Here is a 16,800-nt window from a genome sequence, read left to right as displayed (position 1 = left end):
ACGAACCTACTCCGTGATGCTCACGAATCGAAGGCCAACTCTGCTGCTTCGACGCCGTCGAGAACCGAGGGGAGCGACTCGACGTGAATGATGCCGAGCCTCTGGGTAGCGCGGGTCAATGCGACGTAGAGGTCGTTCATTCCGCGTGGTGACTCGTCGAGAATGTCGGCAGGTTCGACGATCAACACTGTGTCGAACTCGAGTCCCTTGACGTCCTTGACGGACAGGACGCTTACGGTGTCACTCGCAATGCCCGCCAGATCGGCAACGACCTCGGAACCGGCGATCACTGCGGTGATACCGGGATGCGACTCGGACTCGATGCAACGGCGCACGGTCGATTCCAATTCTTCGGCCGTGGTCTTGAGCGCCCACGGCGCGAATCCGCTGTCGCGTACCGACCGGGGCACGGATTGCTCCGGGTCGATCTCTTCGAGCACACGGTGCGCGACATCCATGATCTCCGAGGGAGTTCGGTAGTTGACGGTCAGTTCGGTGAGCTTCCAGCGCTTGGCGACGTAAGGCTCGAGAATCTTCTGCCAGGACGAAGTTCCCGCGGGATCACCGGTCTGAGCTGTATCGCCGACCAACGTCATCCAGCGATTCGGTATGCGCCGCATCAGCATTCGCCACGCCATTTCGGAGAGCTCTTGGGCTTCGTCGACGATCACGTGACCGTAGGTCCAGGTTCGGTCGCCGGCAGCGCGTTCTGCCGTGGTCTGGCGCTGGCCCTGATCGTGGCGTTGGGCGAGTTGGCTGGCGTCGATCAAGTCGTACGCCATCAAGATCTCGGGATCCATCTCGTCTTCGAGATCCTGTGGTGCAGACCCGGTGAGGATGTCGAGGGCGCCCTGGGCGTCGGCGATCTGCGCGCGCCATTCACGTTGTGCGCGTTCGCGTTCGGCGGCGTCGTCGACGCCGAGAATCTCGGCCAGTTCGTCGAGCAGGGGAGCATCGGCCGCACTGAAACCCGGTCCGACGCTCTGCAGAAGCTCGTCGCGTTGGGCGTCGTCGAGTTGCGGCGCTGCCTTGGCCAACCTCGCCGGCGACGTCCACAGTTCCGCGAGGATTTGCTGCGGCGACAATTCGGGCCACAGCTTTCCGATGGCGGACATGATGTCCGGGTCCTCACGCATCTCGTCGCGAATGTCGGCGATGTCGTCCCGACTGAGGAGTGACCCACCGTCGACGAGGTTTCCGCCGATGAGTTCGGCCATCTGCAGTGCCAACGCCTCGATGACTGCTGCCACGAAGATCGGGCGCGCCAGGTTGTGTGGGCGACGCGACGACCGAGCACGCCCGCGCGCCTTCGTGACAGTCTTTCGATCCAGCTTCAAGTCGTACGTGTCGAATCGAAGGGTAATCGGCTTCGACGGAACTTCCTGCCGATCCCGGACGGCGTTCTTGAGCACGTCGAGGATCGCGAGGGAACCCTTGATCTCACCGGCGGCGAGGGAATCCGTACGAGTCGCACGCACTCCGGGGTACAGGTCCCCGATCGTCGAGAGTAGAACTCCGGTCTCACCGAGTGAAGGAAGGACCTGGCTGATGTAGTCGAGGAACGTCGCGTTCGGCCCGATGATGAGAACACCGGCCTTGGCCAGTTGCTGGCGGTAGGTGTAGAGCAAGAAGGCGGCACGGTGAAGGGCGACTGCGGTTTTGCCGGTACCCGGACCGCCCTGGACGACCAAAACGCTCTTGTGCTCGGAGCGGATGATGGCATCCTGCTCACTCTGAATGGTCTCGACGATGTCGTTCATCTGACCCGTACGCGCTGCGTTCAGAGCGTCCAGGAGAGCGCTCTCACCGGCGACGCCGCCGGCTTCGGTCACCACGCCTGCGGCGCGGGCCGCGTCGAGGTCCAGGTATTCGTCGTTGATGCCGGTGACTGTGCGGCTCCGACTGCGAATATGGCGTCGCCGCTTCACGCCCTCGGGTGCCGCGGGCGTCGCCAGATAGAACGGGCGTGCCATCGGAGCTCGCCAGTCGAGGAGCAGCGTTTCGTAGTCGTTGTCGGTGTCCAGGATTCCCAGTCGGCCGACGTAGCGTCGCTCGTCGTCGAAGTCGATGCGTCCGAAACACATTCCGTTCTCGGCTGCGTCGTACTTGGCGAGATCCTCGGTGTACATGGCGTTGAAGGATTCGCGTTCGCTGCGTGCTTGCGGGGTTCCGCCGGTCTCGAGGAGGACCGTGCTCAAGCGAGTTTGGGCATACTTTCGAAGATCGTCGAGACGGGAGTACAACATCGTCACGTACTGCTGCTCGAGCTCTTGCTCGTTCAGTGACGGGTCCGCGTCGGGCAAAGGATCTCCTAGGCTTGATGAGAAATTCACGCGCTGCAAAAGCGCCAAGACAGTCTAGTTCCCCCAGATGAACTGCCGCATAGATACAGGTCAGGCCACCCGAAGGTGGCCTGACCGTGTCTTTCGGTGCACTCAGTGCGTCAATTCGTCCTTCTTGGCGCGAGCCTTTTCGAGCGCCTTCTCTGCGCGCTTGCGAGCACGCTTACCCAGCACCTCGGTCTGCTCCGACGCCGTTTCGGCCCACTCGTTGCTCTTCTCGAGGGCGAGTTCGGCGAACTCCGAGCTGCGCTTGCTCGCCAGCTCTGCCAGTTCGGCGCTGCGCTCGCGTGCGGTCTCGGCCAGTTCGGAGCCGCGCTTCTGCGCGACTTCGAGGATGTCCGGGCCGCGTTCCTTGGCGACCTCTCCGAATTCCGCGGCTCGCTTGCTCGCGATCTCCGCGAACTCGGAGCTGCGCTCCTTCGCAAGTTCGAGCCAATCCGTGCCGTGTGCCTTCGCGGTTTCGGCAAGCTCGGAACCGCGTTCGGACGCCACCGACAGAGCATGCTCGACGCGATCGCTCGTGTGATCGGTCTGCGATGCGACCAATGGAAGTGCTGCGGCGATAGACGCCTGGGCTTTCTTCGCGGCGCGACGGCCGCGCCAGCCGAGCGACGGCTTGCCCTCGGTGTCGACGGAGGCGATCATCAGTCCGCCGAGCAAGCTGACGTTCTTGATGAAGTTTGTGCGCTGCATCGCTCGCAGTGACGGATCGGTTTCGTTCCAGAAGTCGTGACCGGCAAGCGTGGTCGGTACCAGGCTCCCCGCGAGCACCAACGACGCGAGCCGCGGCGCCTTGCCGGTGGCCAGCAGGGCACCGCCGCCGATCTGGACGGCGGCGTTGATCTTGACGAGTGTTTCCGGATCAGCAGGCACCTTCTGCGTCACTGCTCCTGGCAGCGTCTCGACGGATTTGTCGATCAGCGGTGACGCTTTGGCTGCTCGCTGAGCAGGGTTGCGCAAAGCATCGATTCCCCCGGCGATGAAGATCGTGGAAAGCAGTGGACGAGCAATTCGACGTACCAGCATGTTTCAAGCCTCCCGATGTAGGTTCGTTTTCCACCCTAGCGATCTCACAAGGAATTGGTCCGGTTCGGCGATCCCGGCACGCCTGACCCGGTCGCCGGATTCCTGGTCGCCGAAGCGCGCTGTACTGCGACGATGACTTCTCCACTGATCCGGACACACCGTTCTGAAGTATCCGTTACCGCGTATCCGCATACGGCGTGTTCGAAGGTGTCACAGTATGCGCACCGTTCGAGCACGATGGTGTTGTGACCACCAAGATGACTCAGAACTTCGGCTCGACCCTTCCCACCGGCTGGGGACAGCTGTCGGACGAGGAGAACGAGAGAAACTGGGCGATCTTTCGTGACCGCTTTGGGTTCACGCCCGGCATCGACGCACGATCTTGGCCCGCCATCGCCGAGCCCATCCCGTCCGTGGTCTTCGATTTGGGTGCGGCGCCAGCTGCGACTCCAGGGGCGTGGGCCGCTCGCGTGGATGCGATCAACGCCGAAGCGTTGCGCTGTTTTGTCACCGATTGGAACGACGATCCCAACTTCGTCGTTCTGGATTGGCAGCATCCGGGCTACACCTTCGACGCGGAGGCACACGCTGCTGCGAAGGAGCTTGCGGAGTGGCGTGTCCCGGTCTATCCGAACGGTGACTACTACATATTCAGTCGGGACGACTTCACGGAAGGGACCTTCGGCCATCCGTGGGAACGCACGCTGTGTGTGTTCGGGGAACGGATGGTCGAAGGACTGGGCCGGACTCTGTCGACCTGGCTTCCGCGACTTCGAGTCAACGGTGAACAGGTCGACAGCCAAGTCGGTTAGCGGGGTCCAGTACGGAACAGGTGAAACGTCACCAACCGCGTTCGCGCCACTCCGCCAGGTGCGGGCGCTCGGCGCCGAGCGTCGTGTCCTTGCCATGCCCGGGGTAGACGACGGTCGCGTCGTCGTACCTTCCGAACAGCTTGTTTTCCACGTCGTCGAGCAGAGAAGTGAACTTCTCGGGGTCGGCGGTCTTGCCTACTCCGCCGGGGAAGAGTGAGTCGCCGGTGAAGAGGTGAACCTGTCCGCTCGGTTCGGTGAGAGCCAGCGCGATGGAGCCGGGCGTGTGGCCGGACAGGTGAATGACGTCGAGGCTCAAGTTGCCAACGGTCACCTTGTCGCCGTCTTCGAGGAGCACGTCCGGGGTGACGGGAAGGACCTCTGCGTCGAGGGGGTGCGCGGCGGTCGGCACCTTGGTTGCGGCGTGAACGTCTTCGAGGGCCAACCAGTGATCGCCGTGCTGGTGGGTGGTGACGATGGAATCGAAAACAGGTGCTTCCTGTTCGATGAGCGCGATGATCTTCTCGGCTTCGTTGGCCGCATCGATCAGGAGAGATTTCCCGGTCGTGGAACAGACGACGAGGTAAGTGTTGTTGTCCATGGGGCCGACCGACATCTTCGTGATGACGGCGCCTTCGACTGTGCGCCGCTGAGGGGCAGAATCGGGGGAGACCTGACCGGTGTAGGAGTCGTCGATCACGATGGGCTGATTCGTCATGAAACGCAGGCTACCTTCGAATAGGGGCAGGTAGAGCGATGGGCTCGCCTGGTGAGAAAAACGTGTCGGTGGCTCGGCCTACGATGACGATCGCTCGAGGACTCGCGTTTGCGAGGCCACTCGAGACTTCTCCGGGGGGACGGCCCCGGACGATTGACAATGAAGGGAATTGGTGTGGCGGATCGCCTGATCGTGCGGGGTGCGCGTGAGCACAATCTGCGAGGAGTCGATCTCGACCTCCCGCGAGACAGCCTGATCGTCTTCACCGGGTTGTCCGGCTCCGGCAAGTCCAGCCTCGCGTTCGACACGATCTTCGCCGAAGGTCAGCGCCGCTACGTCGAGTCGCTCTCGGCATACGCGCGTCAGTTCCTCGGTCAGATGGACAAGCCGGATGTGGACTTCATCGAGGGATTGTCTCCTGCGGTGTCGATCGACCAGAAGTCGACCAACCGCAACCCCCGTTCGACGGTGGGCACCATTACCGAGGTCTACGACTACCTCCGACTTCTCTATGCCCGCGCAGGTTCGGCGCACTGCCCGGTGTGTGGTGAGAAGATCGCACGTCAGACGCCCCAGCAGATCGTTGACCAGGTGCTCGAGATGGAAGAGGGCATCAAGTTCCAGGTCCTCGCACCGGTAGTCCGTACTCGTAAGGGCGAGTTCGTCGACCTTTTCGATCAGCTCAATACCCAGGGCTACTCGCGAGTGCGCGTCGACGGTGTCGTCCATTCGCTGGCGGATCCGCCGAAGCTCAAGAAGCAGGAAAAGCACGACATCGAAGTAGTGGTCGACCGATTGCAGGTCAAGGCGAGTTCGAAGCAGCGCCTGACCGACTCGGTCGAGACCGCACTTCGCTTGGCTGAAGGCATCGTGGTCCTCGACTTCGTCGACCGTGAAGAAAATGCACCTGATCGTGAGCGTCGTTTCTCCGAGAAGCTGGCCTGCCCGAATGGCCACGCACTCGCGATCGACGATCTCGAACCGCGCTCGTTCTCCTTCAACTCGCCCTACGGCGCCTGCCCGGAATGCACTGGCCTCGGTATCCGCAAGGAGGTCGACCCGGATCTGGTGGTTCCCGATCCCGACCTGAGCCTCGAAGACGGAGCGATCGCGCCGTGGTCGATGGGCCAGAGTTCGGAGTACTTCGGACGGTTGCTCTCCGGCCTCGGCGACATCCTCGGTTTCGACATGAAGACGCCGTGGAACAAGTTGCCGGCGAAGGCCCGCAAAGCAATCCTCGAAGGCAGCGAGGAGCAGGTTCACGTCCGGTACAAGAATCGGTACGGCCGTACCCGTTCTTACTACGCGGAGTTCGAAGGTGTGATGCCGTTCCTGCATCGCCGGCTCGAGCAGACCGAATCGGATCAGATGAAGGAACGGTACGACGGGTACATGCGCGACACGCCGTGCCCGGCGTGTGGTGGTGCTCGCCTGCGCCCGGAAATCCTGTCGGTAACTATCGCGGCTGGAGACTTCGGCAGTAAGTCCATCGCCGAGGTCTGTGAACTGTCGATCTCCGATTGCGCGGACTTCTTGAACAGCCTCACTCTCGGTTCGCGCGAAGAGGCGATTGCGGGTCAGGTCCTCAAGGAAGTTCAGGCACGACTCGGGTTCCTGCTCGACGTCGGCTTGGAATACCTTTCCCTCTCGCGTGCCGCTGGCACGTTGTCCGGTGGCGAGGCCCAGCGAATCCGCTTGGCAACGCAGATCGGTTCCGGACTCGTCGGCGTGCTGTATGTACTCGACGAGCCGTCCATCGGCCTGCATCAGCGTGACAATCGACGACTGATCGAAACCCTGACGCGCTTGCGCGACCTCGGCAACACGCTGATCGTCGTCGAGCACGACGAAGACACTATCCGCACGTCCGACTGGGTAGTCGACATCGGACCGTACGCCGGCGAGCACGGCGGCAAGGTCGTCCACAGCGGACCGTACGAAGAACTGCTGACGTGTGAAGAATCTCTGACCGGCGCCTACCTGTCGGGTCGCAGCTTCATCGAGGTTCCGGCCATTCGTCGGCCGGTGGATCGCAAACGCCAGGTCACGGTCGTCGGAGCTCGCGAGCACAATCTCGACGGCATCGACGTGAGTTTCCCGCTGGGTGTTCTCACCGCTGTCACCGGTGTCTCCGGTTCGGGCAAGTCGACGTTGGTCAACGACATTCTCGCGACCGTCATGGCGAACAAGCTCAACGGTGCACGCCAGGTGCCTGGCCGTCACACACGAATCAACGGACTCGATCAGCTGGACAAGCTCGTGCAGGTCGATCAGTCTCCGATCGGCCGGACTCCGCGATCGAATGCGGCGACGTACACCGGTGTGTTCGACAAGATTCGAACCCTGTTCGCGGCCACGACGGAAGCGAAAGTCCGCGGTTACCAGCCCGGCCGATTCTCGTTCAATGTCAAGGGTGGACGCTGCGAGGCGTGCTCCGGCGACGGAACCTTGAAGATCGAGATGAACTTCCTGCCGGACGTGTACGTGCCCTGCGAGGTATGCCACGGCGCTCGGTACAACCGCGAAACGCTCGAGGTCCACTACAAGGGCAAGTCGATCGCCGAGGTACTCGACATGCCTATCGAGGAAGCAGCCGAGTTCTTCCAGCCGGTCACCTCAATTCACCGGTACCTCAAGACGCTGGTCGACGTCGGCCTGGGCTATGTCCGACTGGGTCAGCCGGCTCCGACTCTGTCCGGTGGTGAAGCGCAGCGCGTCAAGCTCGCCGCCGAATTGCAGAAGCGGTCCACCGGTCGCACGGTGTACATCCTCGACGAGCCCACCACGGGTCTGCATTTCGAGGACATCCGAAAGCTCCTGATCGTGATCAACGGTCTGGTCGACAAGGGCAACAGCGTGATCGTGATCGAGCACAACCTCGACGTGATCAAGACGTCGGACTGGGTCGTCGACATGGGACCCGAGGGTGGATCCGGCGGCGGAACCGTTGTGGCGCAAGGTACGCCGGAAGACGTTGCCGCGGTCCCCGAGAGCTACACGGGCAAGTTCCTCAGTGAGGTTCTCACCGCACAGCACGCGCCGGTCAAGGCCAAGCCGATCACCAAGAAGCGTGCGACGAAGGCAGTTGCCGCAAAGAAGGCCGCGCCACGGAAGAAAGCCGCTTCCGTGAGCTAGTAGAACGTGAGCAAGTAGAAATCGGTCAGTGATGCCGGGTCGGAATCCGATCCGGCATCACTGCTTTGTCGATCAGGAAGCGGCGGCCTCGAGGATCACCTGGGCGACGTCTTCGGGGCGCGACCACATCGGCCAATGGCCGGTCGGGAGGTCGACGTACGTCACGGGAAGTTTCGCCAGTTCGGCGGCCATCGGATGACCTCCGTCGGCCATCTGGGCAATCACCGCGGACGGGAACGTGCTGCAAACGACGGTTGACGGCACCTGGTAGCGCTTTTCGTTCGTCAGGACAATCGGCTCACGCGCCGGCCCGGCCGGTTCGGGGACGGCGTTGGCGCGAAACGCCTCGAGAGCCTTCTCGTCGAGTCCTTCGAGGCTGCTGCCGTCTGCTTCAAGTTCTGCCCACGTCGGCAGCGGTATCTCGACGACGTCAGCGGCCAGATCCGGTCGCAGCGCTGCGCCGTCGGGCATGGGGCCCGAGTCGACGTAGACGATCCGAGCGACGCGATCCGGGATGCGATCGGTGACGGCGTACCCCACCGGGCCGGCGCCGCTGTGTACGACCAAGACCGTGCGCTCGTCGGAGTCCGATACGGCGTCGACGACTGCACGGACGTGAGCGTCGAAGGTGACCGCTGATCGATCTGTGTCTACTGCGTCGAGCCCGGGCAGTGTCAGGCTGGTCACGCGGGTGTCGGAACGTTCGAGGTGTGGGAGTACTGCATCCCAAGCCCATGAACCGAGCCAGAATCCGGGAACAAGAACGATGTGAGTTTTCATGGACTCACAGTGCACCCGGGTTGGTGACAACAGAGTGTCACCAATTATGTCACCGTTTGGTATCGGAATCTGAGACACTGGTGAACGTGAATCGAGCTGCGAGATTGCATGCTCTCGTCGAGGAACTTCGGCGACAGGGCGATCGAGGGACTACGTGCTCCCGATTGTCCGAGGAATTCGGTGTCACCACCCGGACGATCAAGAGGGATATCGAGACGCTGATGATGTCGGGTGCGGCGATCGAAGCGCGCTCAGGCCCCGGGGGTGGTTACCGACTCGTAGGTCGCGCTACGCTACCGCCGGTGAATTTCACTGTTCCGCAAGCAGTTTCGATCGCGTTGGCCTTGACGGCGATGGGTGATGCTCCGTTTGCGCCGGATGGGCGAGCAGCGCTGGCGAAACTGCTCGATGTGATGGACGAGGAGAGTCGTCGCAAGGTCGCGGAGCTCGGTGGCCGCGTGTGGATTCGCGGTGACGGCGGGGCTCTGACGGATTCGCGCGCGAACCGGCAGGCCGTCGAGCAGGGTCTCGAGAAGAGTCGCGTCGTGTCGTTGCACTACGTGGATGGGGACGGTGCGGAGACGGTGCGGGCAGTTGAGCCGCACATTCTGGCGCAGGACCGTGGTCAGTGGTTTCTCATCGGCTGGTGTCGCGAGCGCGACGCCGTGCGGTGGTTTCGACTCGATCGAATGCGTCGGGCCACGCTGACGAACGATCACTTCACACCACGCGATTCGACCGTCTTCGGGCAACCGCCCGAAGACGCTCGGCCTGTTTCTCCCCGTAGGTGAGTGACTCAGTCGATCATGTTGCGGGCTGCGGCAACGGAATCCGTGATCAGTTCGGTCAGGGCCGTCATATCGACGTCGCTCAGCCGTTTGACGTACAGGCAGCCCTTGCCGATTTTGTGCTTGCCGAGGCGAGCGAGCGTGTCGGTGTAGTCGTCGAAGTTCAGCGACAAGTACAACGTGAGCGCGGTGGCCCTGGGGGAGAATCCGATCAGTGGGGTGTCACCTTCGTGGCCACTCGCATATCGGTAGTGCCGTGCCCCGAATCCGATGATGCTCGAGCCCCACATGACAGCAGGCTCGCCGGTTGCGGCCGACAGCAGGGAGATCAGCTCCACGGCGTCGGCGCGTTTGCGGTCGTCGACGCGTGAAATGAATGCGTCGACGTCCTCGGGCGTCGGTTGAGTCTTGTTGGCGGTTGCCAATTCAGTAGACCGGACCGGTGAACTTCTCGCCCGGTCCCTTTCCTGGCTCGTCCGGGTGCGAGGAGGCCTCACGGAATGCGCGCTGCAGGGCTTGGAGGCCTTCACGGATGGGTCCGGCATGAGGGCCGAGGTATTCGACCGACGCAGTCACGAGTCCGGCAAGTGCCGTGATGACTCGACGCGCTTCGTCGAGGTCCAGGTAGGGGCTGGAAGACGGATCGGCGTCGGAGAGGCCGAGTTTTTCGGCAGCCGAACTCATCAGCATCACTGCAGCACGGCTGATGACCTCGACCGCGGGAACTTCGGAGAGTTCGCGGACGTCGGGGTTCGCGCCGTCGGTGTTCTGTTCTGCCTCGAAGTTCTCACTCATGGATGTAAGGATTCCATCAGGCCGTGACGGTGTTGAATCGGGCCTCTCCCGGCAGTACTGGGAGCGGCACCGATTTCTTTCATCTGTGGCGACCTGTTACTCTTGTTGCAACGACCGCCTCCGACTTGTTCGGGGGCAGCAAGTGGAGTCCGACTCCCACCTCTGCGCGGCAGGTGAAACTGCAGTTCAGTGGTTCCGGTCACCTGTTATCGGAGATCATTCTTCGTCAGGTTCCTCGCTCAGTCGAGGAGATAGGTTTCGGCGTGAGCTGGATCTTATGTGATCGGTCGACATCGGGCCCCGCGGATGAGCAATCATCACAGCGGGGCTTTTTTGTTGGGGTGCGGGCGGTACGGGCTGCGTGCGGTCATGAAGACCGCACCGTTCAACCTAGGAGGCCCCATCAGCACTGAGACCCGCATCAACGATCGTATCCGCGTTCCCGAGGTTCGTTTGGTCGGACCTGGCGGCGAACAGGTAGGCATCGTGCGTGTTGAAGATGCACTCCGCTTGGCCCTTGAGGCCGACCTCGACCTGGTCGAGGTAGCTCCTGACGCCCGTCCACCGGTCTGCAAGATCATGGACTACGGCAAGTTCAAGTACGAGGCTGCACAGAAGGCACGTGAGTCACGTAAGAACCAGCAGCTGACGGTCATCAAGGAGCAGAAGCTCCGACCCAAGATCGACGACCACGACTACGAGACCAAGAAGCGCAACGTCGTTCGCTTCCTCGAAGCCGGTTCCAAGGTCAAGGTCACGATCATGTTCCGCGGACGTGAGCAGTCACGCCCCGAACTCGGCTACCGCCTTCTGCAGCGTCTGGGAGCAGACGTCGCAGATCTCGGATTCGTCGAAACCTCGGCAAAGCAGGACGGCCGAAACATGACGATGGTCCTGGCACCGCACAAGGGCGCCAAGACTCGTGTCAAGGCGCAGGAGAGCGCTCAGGCGCCAGTGGCTCAGGCTGCTCCGCGTCCGGCTCCGGCCGCACCGGCTTCCAGTGAAGCAGCTCCGGAAGCACCGGCGACCGGCGATGCCGCTCCCGAGGCTCCGGCCAGCTAGTCGATTTCCCAAGATCCACCACGTAACAAGAACTGAGGACTCCATGCCCAAGATGAAGAGCCACAGCGGCGCCTCGAAGCGATTCAAGGTGTCCGGCAGCGGAAAGCTCATGCGCCAGAAGGCCGGCCGTCGCCACCTTCTCGAGCACAAGTCCAGCAGGGTTACCCGTCGTCTCGACGGTGTCGCTGTTGTCAGCCCTGACGACGCTCCGCGCATCAAGCGCATGCTCGGCATCTGAGTCGCCCCCTTACTGACCACCCGGGGCCGTACTTTCAGCCCCTAGATTGACAGGATTTTTCAAGTGGCACGCGTAAAGAGGGCGGTCAACGCCCAGAAGAAGCGTCGTTCAATTCTTGCTGCATCCAGCGGCTACCGTGGACAGCGTTCGCGTCTGTACACCAAGGCCAAGGAGCAGCAGCTCCACTCGCTCACCTACGCGTACCGCGACCGTCGTGCGCGCAAGGGCGAGTTCCGCAAGCTGTGGATCACGCGTATCAACGCTGCAGCTCGTGCAAACGACATCACGTACAACCGCCTCATCCAGGGCCTGCGTCTGGCAGAGGTCGACGTCGACCGCAAGATCCTGGCCGAGCTCGCTGTCTCCGATGCCGAGGCCTTTGCCGGCCTGGTCGCACTCGCGAAGGCCGCTCTGCCGGCTGACGTGAACGCTCCTGCCGGAGAAGCAGCCTGATTCACGCATCACAGCAACGGCCCGTGGACCCGCTCACCGAGCGGACTCCGCGGGTCGTTTCTGCTGTCAAGCTCCTGCGCACAGCAGAACGACGCAAAGCAGGACGTTTCCTCGTCGAGGGCGAGAACTCGGTCACCGAACTGTTGAACGGTGCACTCTCGAATGGCGAGGCCCGCCCGGTGCACGACCTCTTCTACACCGAGGACGCAGCCGAGCGCTATCAGCACGTCATCGATCGGGCGCTGACCGCTGGAGTTCGTGTTGCTCTTGTGACCGATCGAGCCATCAAAGCTCTCAGCGATACCGTCACGCCGCCCGGACTCGTTGCCGTCAGCGATCTACTGGATGTACCGCTGAGCGCAGCCGTCCATCAGGAGACCCGCCTGCTCGCAGTGCCGGTCGAGGTCAACGAACCAGGTAACGCGGGCACCGTCATTCGCATCGCAGACGCAGTGGGTGCCGACGCGGCAATCCTCGCCGGCGACAGCGTCGATCCGCATAACGGCAAGGTCGTTCGTTCGTCGGCGGGCAGCCTGTTTCACCTGCCAGTCGTCCGCGATCGAGACACAGTGTCGGTGATCGAGCAGATTCGCGCAGCCGGCATTCAGATTCTCGCGACTGCAGCTGACGGCGAGGTCGATCTCGACGAGGCCGACGAGTTGCTGAGCAAGCCGACGGCCTGGCTGTTCGGTAACGAAGCGCACGGTCTCGATCCGGCGATCGCCGCGCAGGCTGATCATCGGGTCAGGATTCCGATCCATGGCCGCGCCGAGAGCTTGAACCTCGCGACAGCGGCGGCAATTTGCCTGTACGCAAGCGCGCGGGTGCAAAATCGCGCCACCGATCACGGCTGAAAACGCACGCGAAGACCTCACGGAATCCCATTTGCGGAAGCCTGAGACAATACAAGAGCAGAGACAATGCTCGAGCGAGTTCGAATGCTCGCTCGCAGTACAAGAAGTAAGCAGTACAAGAAGCACGCAGTACGAGAAGTAAACCGAGAAGCGACAGGAGCGTCACAGCCGTGGCCAAAAATGAGGGCGCGACACCGCCGGAGGTCGACGCGAGTGTACTCACCGAAGAGGCGTTGACCGCTGCGGCTGAGAACGCCGAGAAGGCGCTGGCGGACGCCGCTGACCTGGATGCGCTGGCGCACGTCAAGGTGGAGCACCTGGGGGACAAGTCCCCGATCGCCCTCGCGCGCCGGGGTCTCGGCAGCCTTCCGGGCAAGGAAAAGGCGGACGCCGGTAAGCGCGTCAACATCTTCCGCACTCGGATCAACAACGCGTACGACGCTCGTCGTGAGGTCCTCCTCGCCGAGCGTGACGCCGCGGTGTTGGTTGCCGAGGCAATCGACGTCACTCTGCCCTCCGATCGCCACCCCGTCGGGGCGCGTCACCCGATCAGCCTGATTTCCGAGCAGGTCGCCGACGTATTCGTCGCGATGGGTTGGGAAGTTGCCGAGGGTCCGGAGGTGGAGACCGAGCACTTCAACTTCGACGCGCTCAACTTCTTGCCGGATCACCCTGCCCGCACGATGCAGGACACCTTCCACCTGGCACCCGAGAACTCTCGCCAGGTGCTGCGTACCCACACCTCGCCGGTGCAGGTCCGCACGATGCTCTCGCGTGAGGTACCGATCTACGTGGTGTGCCCGGGCCGCACGTTCCGCACCGACGAACTCGATGCGACGCACACGCCTGTCTTCTCGCAGGTCGAGGGCCTGGCCGTCGACAAGGGCCTGACCATGGCCAACCTGCGCGGGACTCTCGACGCGTTCGCTCGTGCCCTTTTCGGCCCCGAGACGCGTACCCGTATGCGCCCCAATTACTTCCCGTTCACGGAACCGTCGGCCGAGGTCGACGTCTGGTTCGCGAACAAGAAGGGCGGCGCAGGCTGGGTCGAGTGGGGCGGCTGCGGCATGGTCAACCCGAACGTTCTGCGCGCCAGCGGTATCGATCCCGACGAGTACTCGGGTTTCGCATTCGGCATGGGCCTCGAGCGGACCCTGCAGTTCCGCAACGGTATCCCGGACATGCGCGACATCGTCGAAGGTGACGTGCGTTTCACGCTGCCCTTCGGTGTCGCAGGCTGACCGATCCGGTCCGCGGAACCTTCACAAAGACTTATCGACAAACGAGAGAGCTGAGCAGACGTGCGAGTAGCGCAATCCTGGCTGACCGAGATCCTGCAGCGGGCAACTCCCAACTGGGAGGTGACCCCGGAAGAGCTGGACGCCGGGTTCGTCCGGGTGGGACTCGAAGTCGAGGAACTCGACACACTCGAGGCGATCGACGGCCCGTTGGTCGTCGGCAAGGTCGTCTCCATCACCGAACTGACCGAGTTCAAGAAGCCGATCCGCTTCTGCCAGGTCGAGGTCGGCGAACCCGAGCCCCGTGGCATCGTCTGTGGCGCGCGCAATTTCAACGAGGGTGACCTCGTCGTCGTTGCGTTGCCCGGCGCGGTGCTGCCCGGCGGATTCGAAATCGCCACTCGCAAGACGTACGGCCAGGTGTCCGACGGCATGATCTGCTCCGTCTCGGAACTCGGTATCGGCAAAGACCATTCGGGCATCTTGGTGCTCGAGCCTGGTACCGCCGAACCCGGCGCAGATGGCAACGAGTTGCTCGGTCTCGGTGACACGATCATCGAACTGAACATCACCCCGGACCGTGGCTACTGCTTCTCGGTCCGCGGTCTCACACGAGAGCTCGCGTGCGGCTTCGATCTCGAATATGCCGATCCCGCTTCGGTTCCCGCGCACCCGGCTGAGGGTGAAGCCTGGCCGGTGCGCCTCGAACCGGAGTCCAAGGCTTCGCGTTTCGTGATGCGGAAGATCACGGGTATCGATCCGCAGGCAGTGAGCCCGTGGTGGCTGCAGCGTCGACTTCTGCTCTCGGGTGTTCGCCCGATCTCGCCGGCCGTCGACGTCACCAACTACGTGATGCTCGAACTCGGTCAGCCTCTGCACGCGTTCGATGCGACCTCGGTGCAGGGCGACCTGGTGGTCCGTCGCGCCAAGGCGGGGGAGAAGCTGACGACGCTCGACGACGTCGAACGCACGCTCGATCCCGAAGACGTTGTCATCGCCGACGATTCCGGAGTCATCTCGCTGGCTGCCGTCATGGGCGGCGCAACCACCGAGGTGGGAACGGCAACGACGGACATCCTCCTCGAAGGAGCTACTTGGGATCCGCTCGCAGTCTTCAAGACGGCGCGCCGGCACAAGCTGCCGAGTGAGGCGAGCAAGCGTTTCGAGCGCGTCGTCGATCCGGCAATTCCGCTCGCGGCCGTCGACCGCGCAGCCGCTCTGCTGGTCGAGATTGCCGGCGGACGGATCGAACCGGTCCTGACCGACGTGGGCGATGTTGCCCCTCGCGCTGCCATTCGCATGGATATCGACCTGCCCGACCGTGTCGCCGGAGTCACGTACCCCAACGGCACCGCAGCTCGCCGCCTCACCCAGGTTGGCTGCAACGTCGAGGTCGGCGTCAGCGAAGAAGGACACGGCCAGTTGGTCGCGACGCCGCCGTCGTGGCGTCCGGACCTGGTGCAGCCTGCGGACCTCGTCGAGGAAGTTCTTCGCCTCGAAGGTCTCGAGCAGATCCCGTCTGTGCTTCCCGCCGCTCCGGCCGGACGTGGGTTGACTCCGTCGCAGCGGCGAAAGCGCACGGTCTCGAAGGCCGTGGCTCACGCCGGTTACGTCGAGGTCCTTCCTCCGGTCTTCCTGCCGACGAACGTCTTCGACGTCTGGGGCCTCGACGCGGATGATCCGCGCCGCAACACCAGCAAGGTCCTCAATCCGCTCGAAGCCGATCGTCCGGAGTTGGCGACCACGCTGCTCCCGGGTCTGCTGGAGATCCTGGCTCGCAACGCTTCTCGCGGTCAGCGTGATCTGTCGCTGTACGGCATCGCACAGGTCGTCCTGCCGGGCCCCGACACCAAGCCGGTGGATGCATTGCCGGTGGATCGTCGTCCGACGGACGAGCAGATCGCGAACCTGATCGCGTCGTTGCCGGCTCAGCCCGTGCACATCGCTGCAGTGTTGAGTGGTTTGCGTGAGCCGAGCGGCCCCTGGGGCCCTGGCCGTCAGGCCGAGGCTTCGGACACTTTTGCAGCAGTGCGGGTCATTGCAGCTGCAGCAGACGTCGAGGTGGAACTGCGTGCGGCGCAGTACCTGCCGTGGCATCCCGGCCGTTGCGCCGAGGTTGTCGTTGACGGCAACGTAGTCGGTCATGCGGGCGAACTGCATCCGGCTGTTCTCGAGCGTGCGGGACTGCCCGCGCGCACTTGTGCACTGGAGATCGACCTCGACGCTTTGCCGTTGGTCGAGAACCTGCCGGCGCCGCGCATTTCGCCCTTCCCCGCAGTGCTCCAGGACGTGGCGGTTGTTGTCGATCGCGATATTCCTGCGGCGAAGGTCCAGGAAGCTCTGCGTTCCGGCGGCGGCGAACTTCTCGAAGACATTCGCCTCTTCGACGTCTTCGAGGGCGAGCAGGTCGGTGAAGGCCGCAAGTCGCTCGCGTTCGCGTTGCGATTCCGTGGTGTCGACCGGACTCTGACCGAGGACGAGGCCAGTGCCGCGCGTGATGCGGCAGTGGAGGCGGCTTCCAAGGCCGTCGGTGCGCAGATGCGCGGCTGATTTCCTCAACTG

At 63.0% G+C, this 16,800-nt stretch carries 15 protein-coding genes; 9 read left to right on the top strand and 6 right to left on the bottom strand.

Annotation, left to right across the window (positions count from 1 at the left end):
* Positions 1–20: 20 nt before the first annotated feature.
* Together P0M12_RS28240 and P0M12_RS28235 are read right to left on the bottom strand one after the other, a co-directional pair.
* On the bottom strand, positions 21–2,303 hold the full coding sequence (locus P0M12_RS28240) for an ATP-binding domain-containing protein (protein ID WP_007728751.1): 2,283 nt from the start codon (positions 2,301–2,303) through the stop codon (positions 21–23).
* Between the two features lie 132 nt (positions 2,304–2,435).
* Positions 2,436–3,368 (bottom strand): DoxX family protein, encoded by a 933-nt coding sequence (locus P0M12_RS28235; RefSeq protein ID WP_003944048.1) that lies wholly within the window; start codon positions 3,366–3,368, stop codon positions 2,436–2,438.
* Positions 3,369–3,613: 245 nt separating this feature from the next.
* On the opposite strand from P0M12_RS28235, the gene P0M12_RS28230 reads away from it, so the two are divergent.
* The gene (locus tag P0M12_RS28230) at positions 3,614–4,180 is read left to right on the top strand and encodes a DUF2716 domain-containing protein (RefSeq protein ID WP_230793111.1); all 567 of its coding nucleotides are present in this window, start codon (positions 3,614–3,616) and stop codon (positions 4,178–4,180) included.
* Between the two features lie 28 nt (positions 4,181–4,208).
* Here the strand turns inward: P0M12_RS28230 and P0M12_RS28225 are convergent, their stop codons facing one another.
* Positions 4,209–4,895, bottom strand: coding sequence for an MBL fold metallo-hydrolase (locus P0M12_RS28225; RefSeq protein ID WP_030536735.1), 687 nt, complete (start codon positions 4,893–4,895; stop codon positions 4,209–4,211).
* Between the two features lie 174 nt (positions 4,896–5,069).
* Between P0M12_RS28225 and uvrA the strand changes: the two genes are divergently transcribed.
* On the top strand, positions 5,070–8,030 hold the full coding sequence (uvrA, locus tag P0M12_RS28220; RefSeq protein ID WP_024487477.1) for an excinuclease ABC subunit UvrA: 2,961 nt from the start codon (positions 5,070–5,072) through the stop codon (positions 8,028–8,030).
* Positions 8,031–8,102: 72 nt separating this feature from the next.
* Here the strand turns inward: uvrA and P0M12_RS28215 are convergent, their stop codons facing one another.
* Positions 8,103–8,810, bottom strand: coding sequence for an alpha/beta hydrolase (locus tag P0M12_RS28215; RefSeq protein ID WP_054187409.1), 708 nt, complete (start codon positions 8,808–8,810; stop codon positions 8,103–8,105).
* 80 nt (positions 8,811–8,890) lie between these two features.
* Here P0M12_RS28215 and P0M12_RS28210 point away from each other — a divergent pair, with 80 nt between their 5' ends.
* Entirely contained in the window at positions 8,891–9,601 is a 711-nt protein-coding gene (locus tag P0M12_RS28210; RefSeq protein ID WP_277377164.1) for a WYL domain-containing protein, read from the top strand.
* 5 nt (positions 9,602–9,606) lie between these two features.
* Here P0M12_RS28210 and P0M12_RS28205 read toward each other — a convergent pair whose 3' ends face one another.
* Positions 9,607–10,023 (bottom strand): DUF1801 domain-containing protein, encoded by a 417-nt coding sequence (locus P0M12_RS28205; RefSeq protein ID WP_003944044.1) that lies wholly within the window; start codon positions 10,021–10,023, stop codon positions 9,607–9,609.
* Position 10,024: 1 nt separating this feature from the next.
* On the bottom strand, positions 10,025–10,393 hold the full coding sequence (locus P0M12_RS28200) for a DUF1844 domain-containing protein (protein WP_007736262.1): 369 nt from the start codon (positions 10,391–10,393) through the stop codon (positions 10,025–10,027).
* A 369-nt stretch (positions 10,394–10,762) separates the two neighbouring features.
* Between P0M12_RS28200 and infC the strand changes: the two genes are divergently transcribed.
* The 6 genes from infC to pheT all read left to right on the top strand — a co-directional run bounded on the left by infC (position 10,763) and on the right by pheT (position 16,788).
* Complete coding sequence (gene infC / locus P0M12_RS28195; RefSeq protein ID WP_003944008.1) at positions 10,763–11,455, top strand: translation initiation factor IF-3; 693 nt, start codon at positions 10,763–10,765, stop codon at positions 11,453–11,455.
* 43 nt (positions 11,456–11,498) lie between these two features.
* Positions 11,499–11,693 carry a 50S ribosomal protein L35 gene (gene rpmI / locus P0M12_RS28190; RefSeq protein WP_003944043.1) on the top strand — a complete coding sequence of 65 codons (195 nt, stop codon included), beginning with the start codon at positions 11,499–11,501 and terminating at the stop codon, positions 11,691–11,693.
* Between the two features lie 63 nt (positions 11,694–11,756).
* Positions 11,757–12,146 carry a 50S ribosomal protein L20 gene (rplT, locus tag P0M12_RS28185; protein ID WP_003944011.1) on the top strand — a complete coding sequence of 130 codons (390 nt, stop codon included), beginning with the start codon at positions 11,757–11,759 and terminating at the stop codon, positions 12,144–12,146.
* A 23-nt stretch (positions 12,147–12,169) separates the two neighbouring features.
* Entirely contained in the window at positions 12,170–13,000 is an 831-nt protein-coding gene (locus tag P0M12_RS28180; RefSeq protein ID WP_007736261.1) for an RNA methyltransferase, read from the top strand.
* 170 nt (positions 13,001–13,170) lie between these two features.
* Positions 13,171–14,241 carry a phenylalanine--tRNA ligase subunit alpha gene (gene pheS, locus P0M12_RS28175; protein WP_003944109.1) on the top strand — a complete coding sequence of 357 codons (1,071 nt, stop codon included), beginning with the start codon at positions 13,171–13,173 and terminating at the stop codon, positions 14,239–14,241.
* Between the two features lie 60 nt (positions 14,242–14,301).
* Positions 14,302–16,788 carry a phenylalanine--tRNA ligase subunit beta gene (pheT, locus tag P0M12_RS28170; protein WP_277377163.1) on the top strand — a complete coding sequence of 829 codons (2,487 nt, stop codon included), beginning with the start codon at positions 14,302–14,304 and terminating at the stop codon, positions 16,786–16,788.
* Positions 16,789–16,800 lie beyond the last annotated feature (12 nt).

It is taken from the genome of Rhodococcus sp. RCBS9 (assembly GCF_029457415.1).
Taxonomy (GTDB): Bacteria; Actinomycetota; Actinomycetes; order Mycobacteriales; family Mycobacteriaceae; genus Rhodococcus_F; species Rhodococcus_F qingshengii.
This window is presented reverse-complemented; position numbering and strand designations above follow the sequence as displayed.

Excerpts from the sequence above, each read along its gene's own strand:
- infC (WP_003944008.1), top strand. The coding sequence starts at position 10,763 with ATGAAGACCGCACCGTTCAACCTAGGAGGCCCCATCAGCACTGAGACC.
- P0M12_RS28200 (WP_007736262.1), bottom strand. The coding sequence starts at position 10,393 with ATGAGTGAGAACTTCGAGGCAGAACAGAACACCGACGGCGCGAACCCC.
- P0M12_RS28235 (WP_003944048.1), bottom strand. The coding sequence starts at position 3,368 with ATGCTGGTACGTCGAATTGCTCGTCCACTGCTTTCCACGATCTTCATC.
- P0M12_RS28215 (WP_054187409.1), bottom strand. The coding sequence starts at position 8,810 with ATGAAAACTCACATCGTTCTTGTTCCCGGATTCTGGCTCGGTTCATGG.
- rpmI (WP_003944043.1), top strand. The coding sequence starts at position 11,499 with ATGCCCAAGATGAAGAGCCACAGCGGCGCCTCGAAGCGATTCAAGGTG.
- P0M12_RS28225 (WP_030536735.1), bottom strand. The coding sequence starts at position 4,895 with ATGACGAATCAGCCCATCGTGATCGACGACTCCTACACCGGTCAGGTC.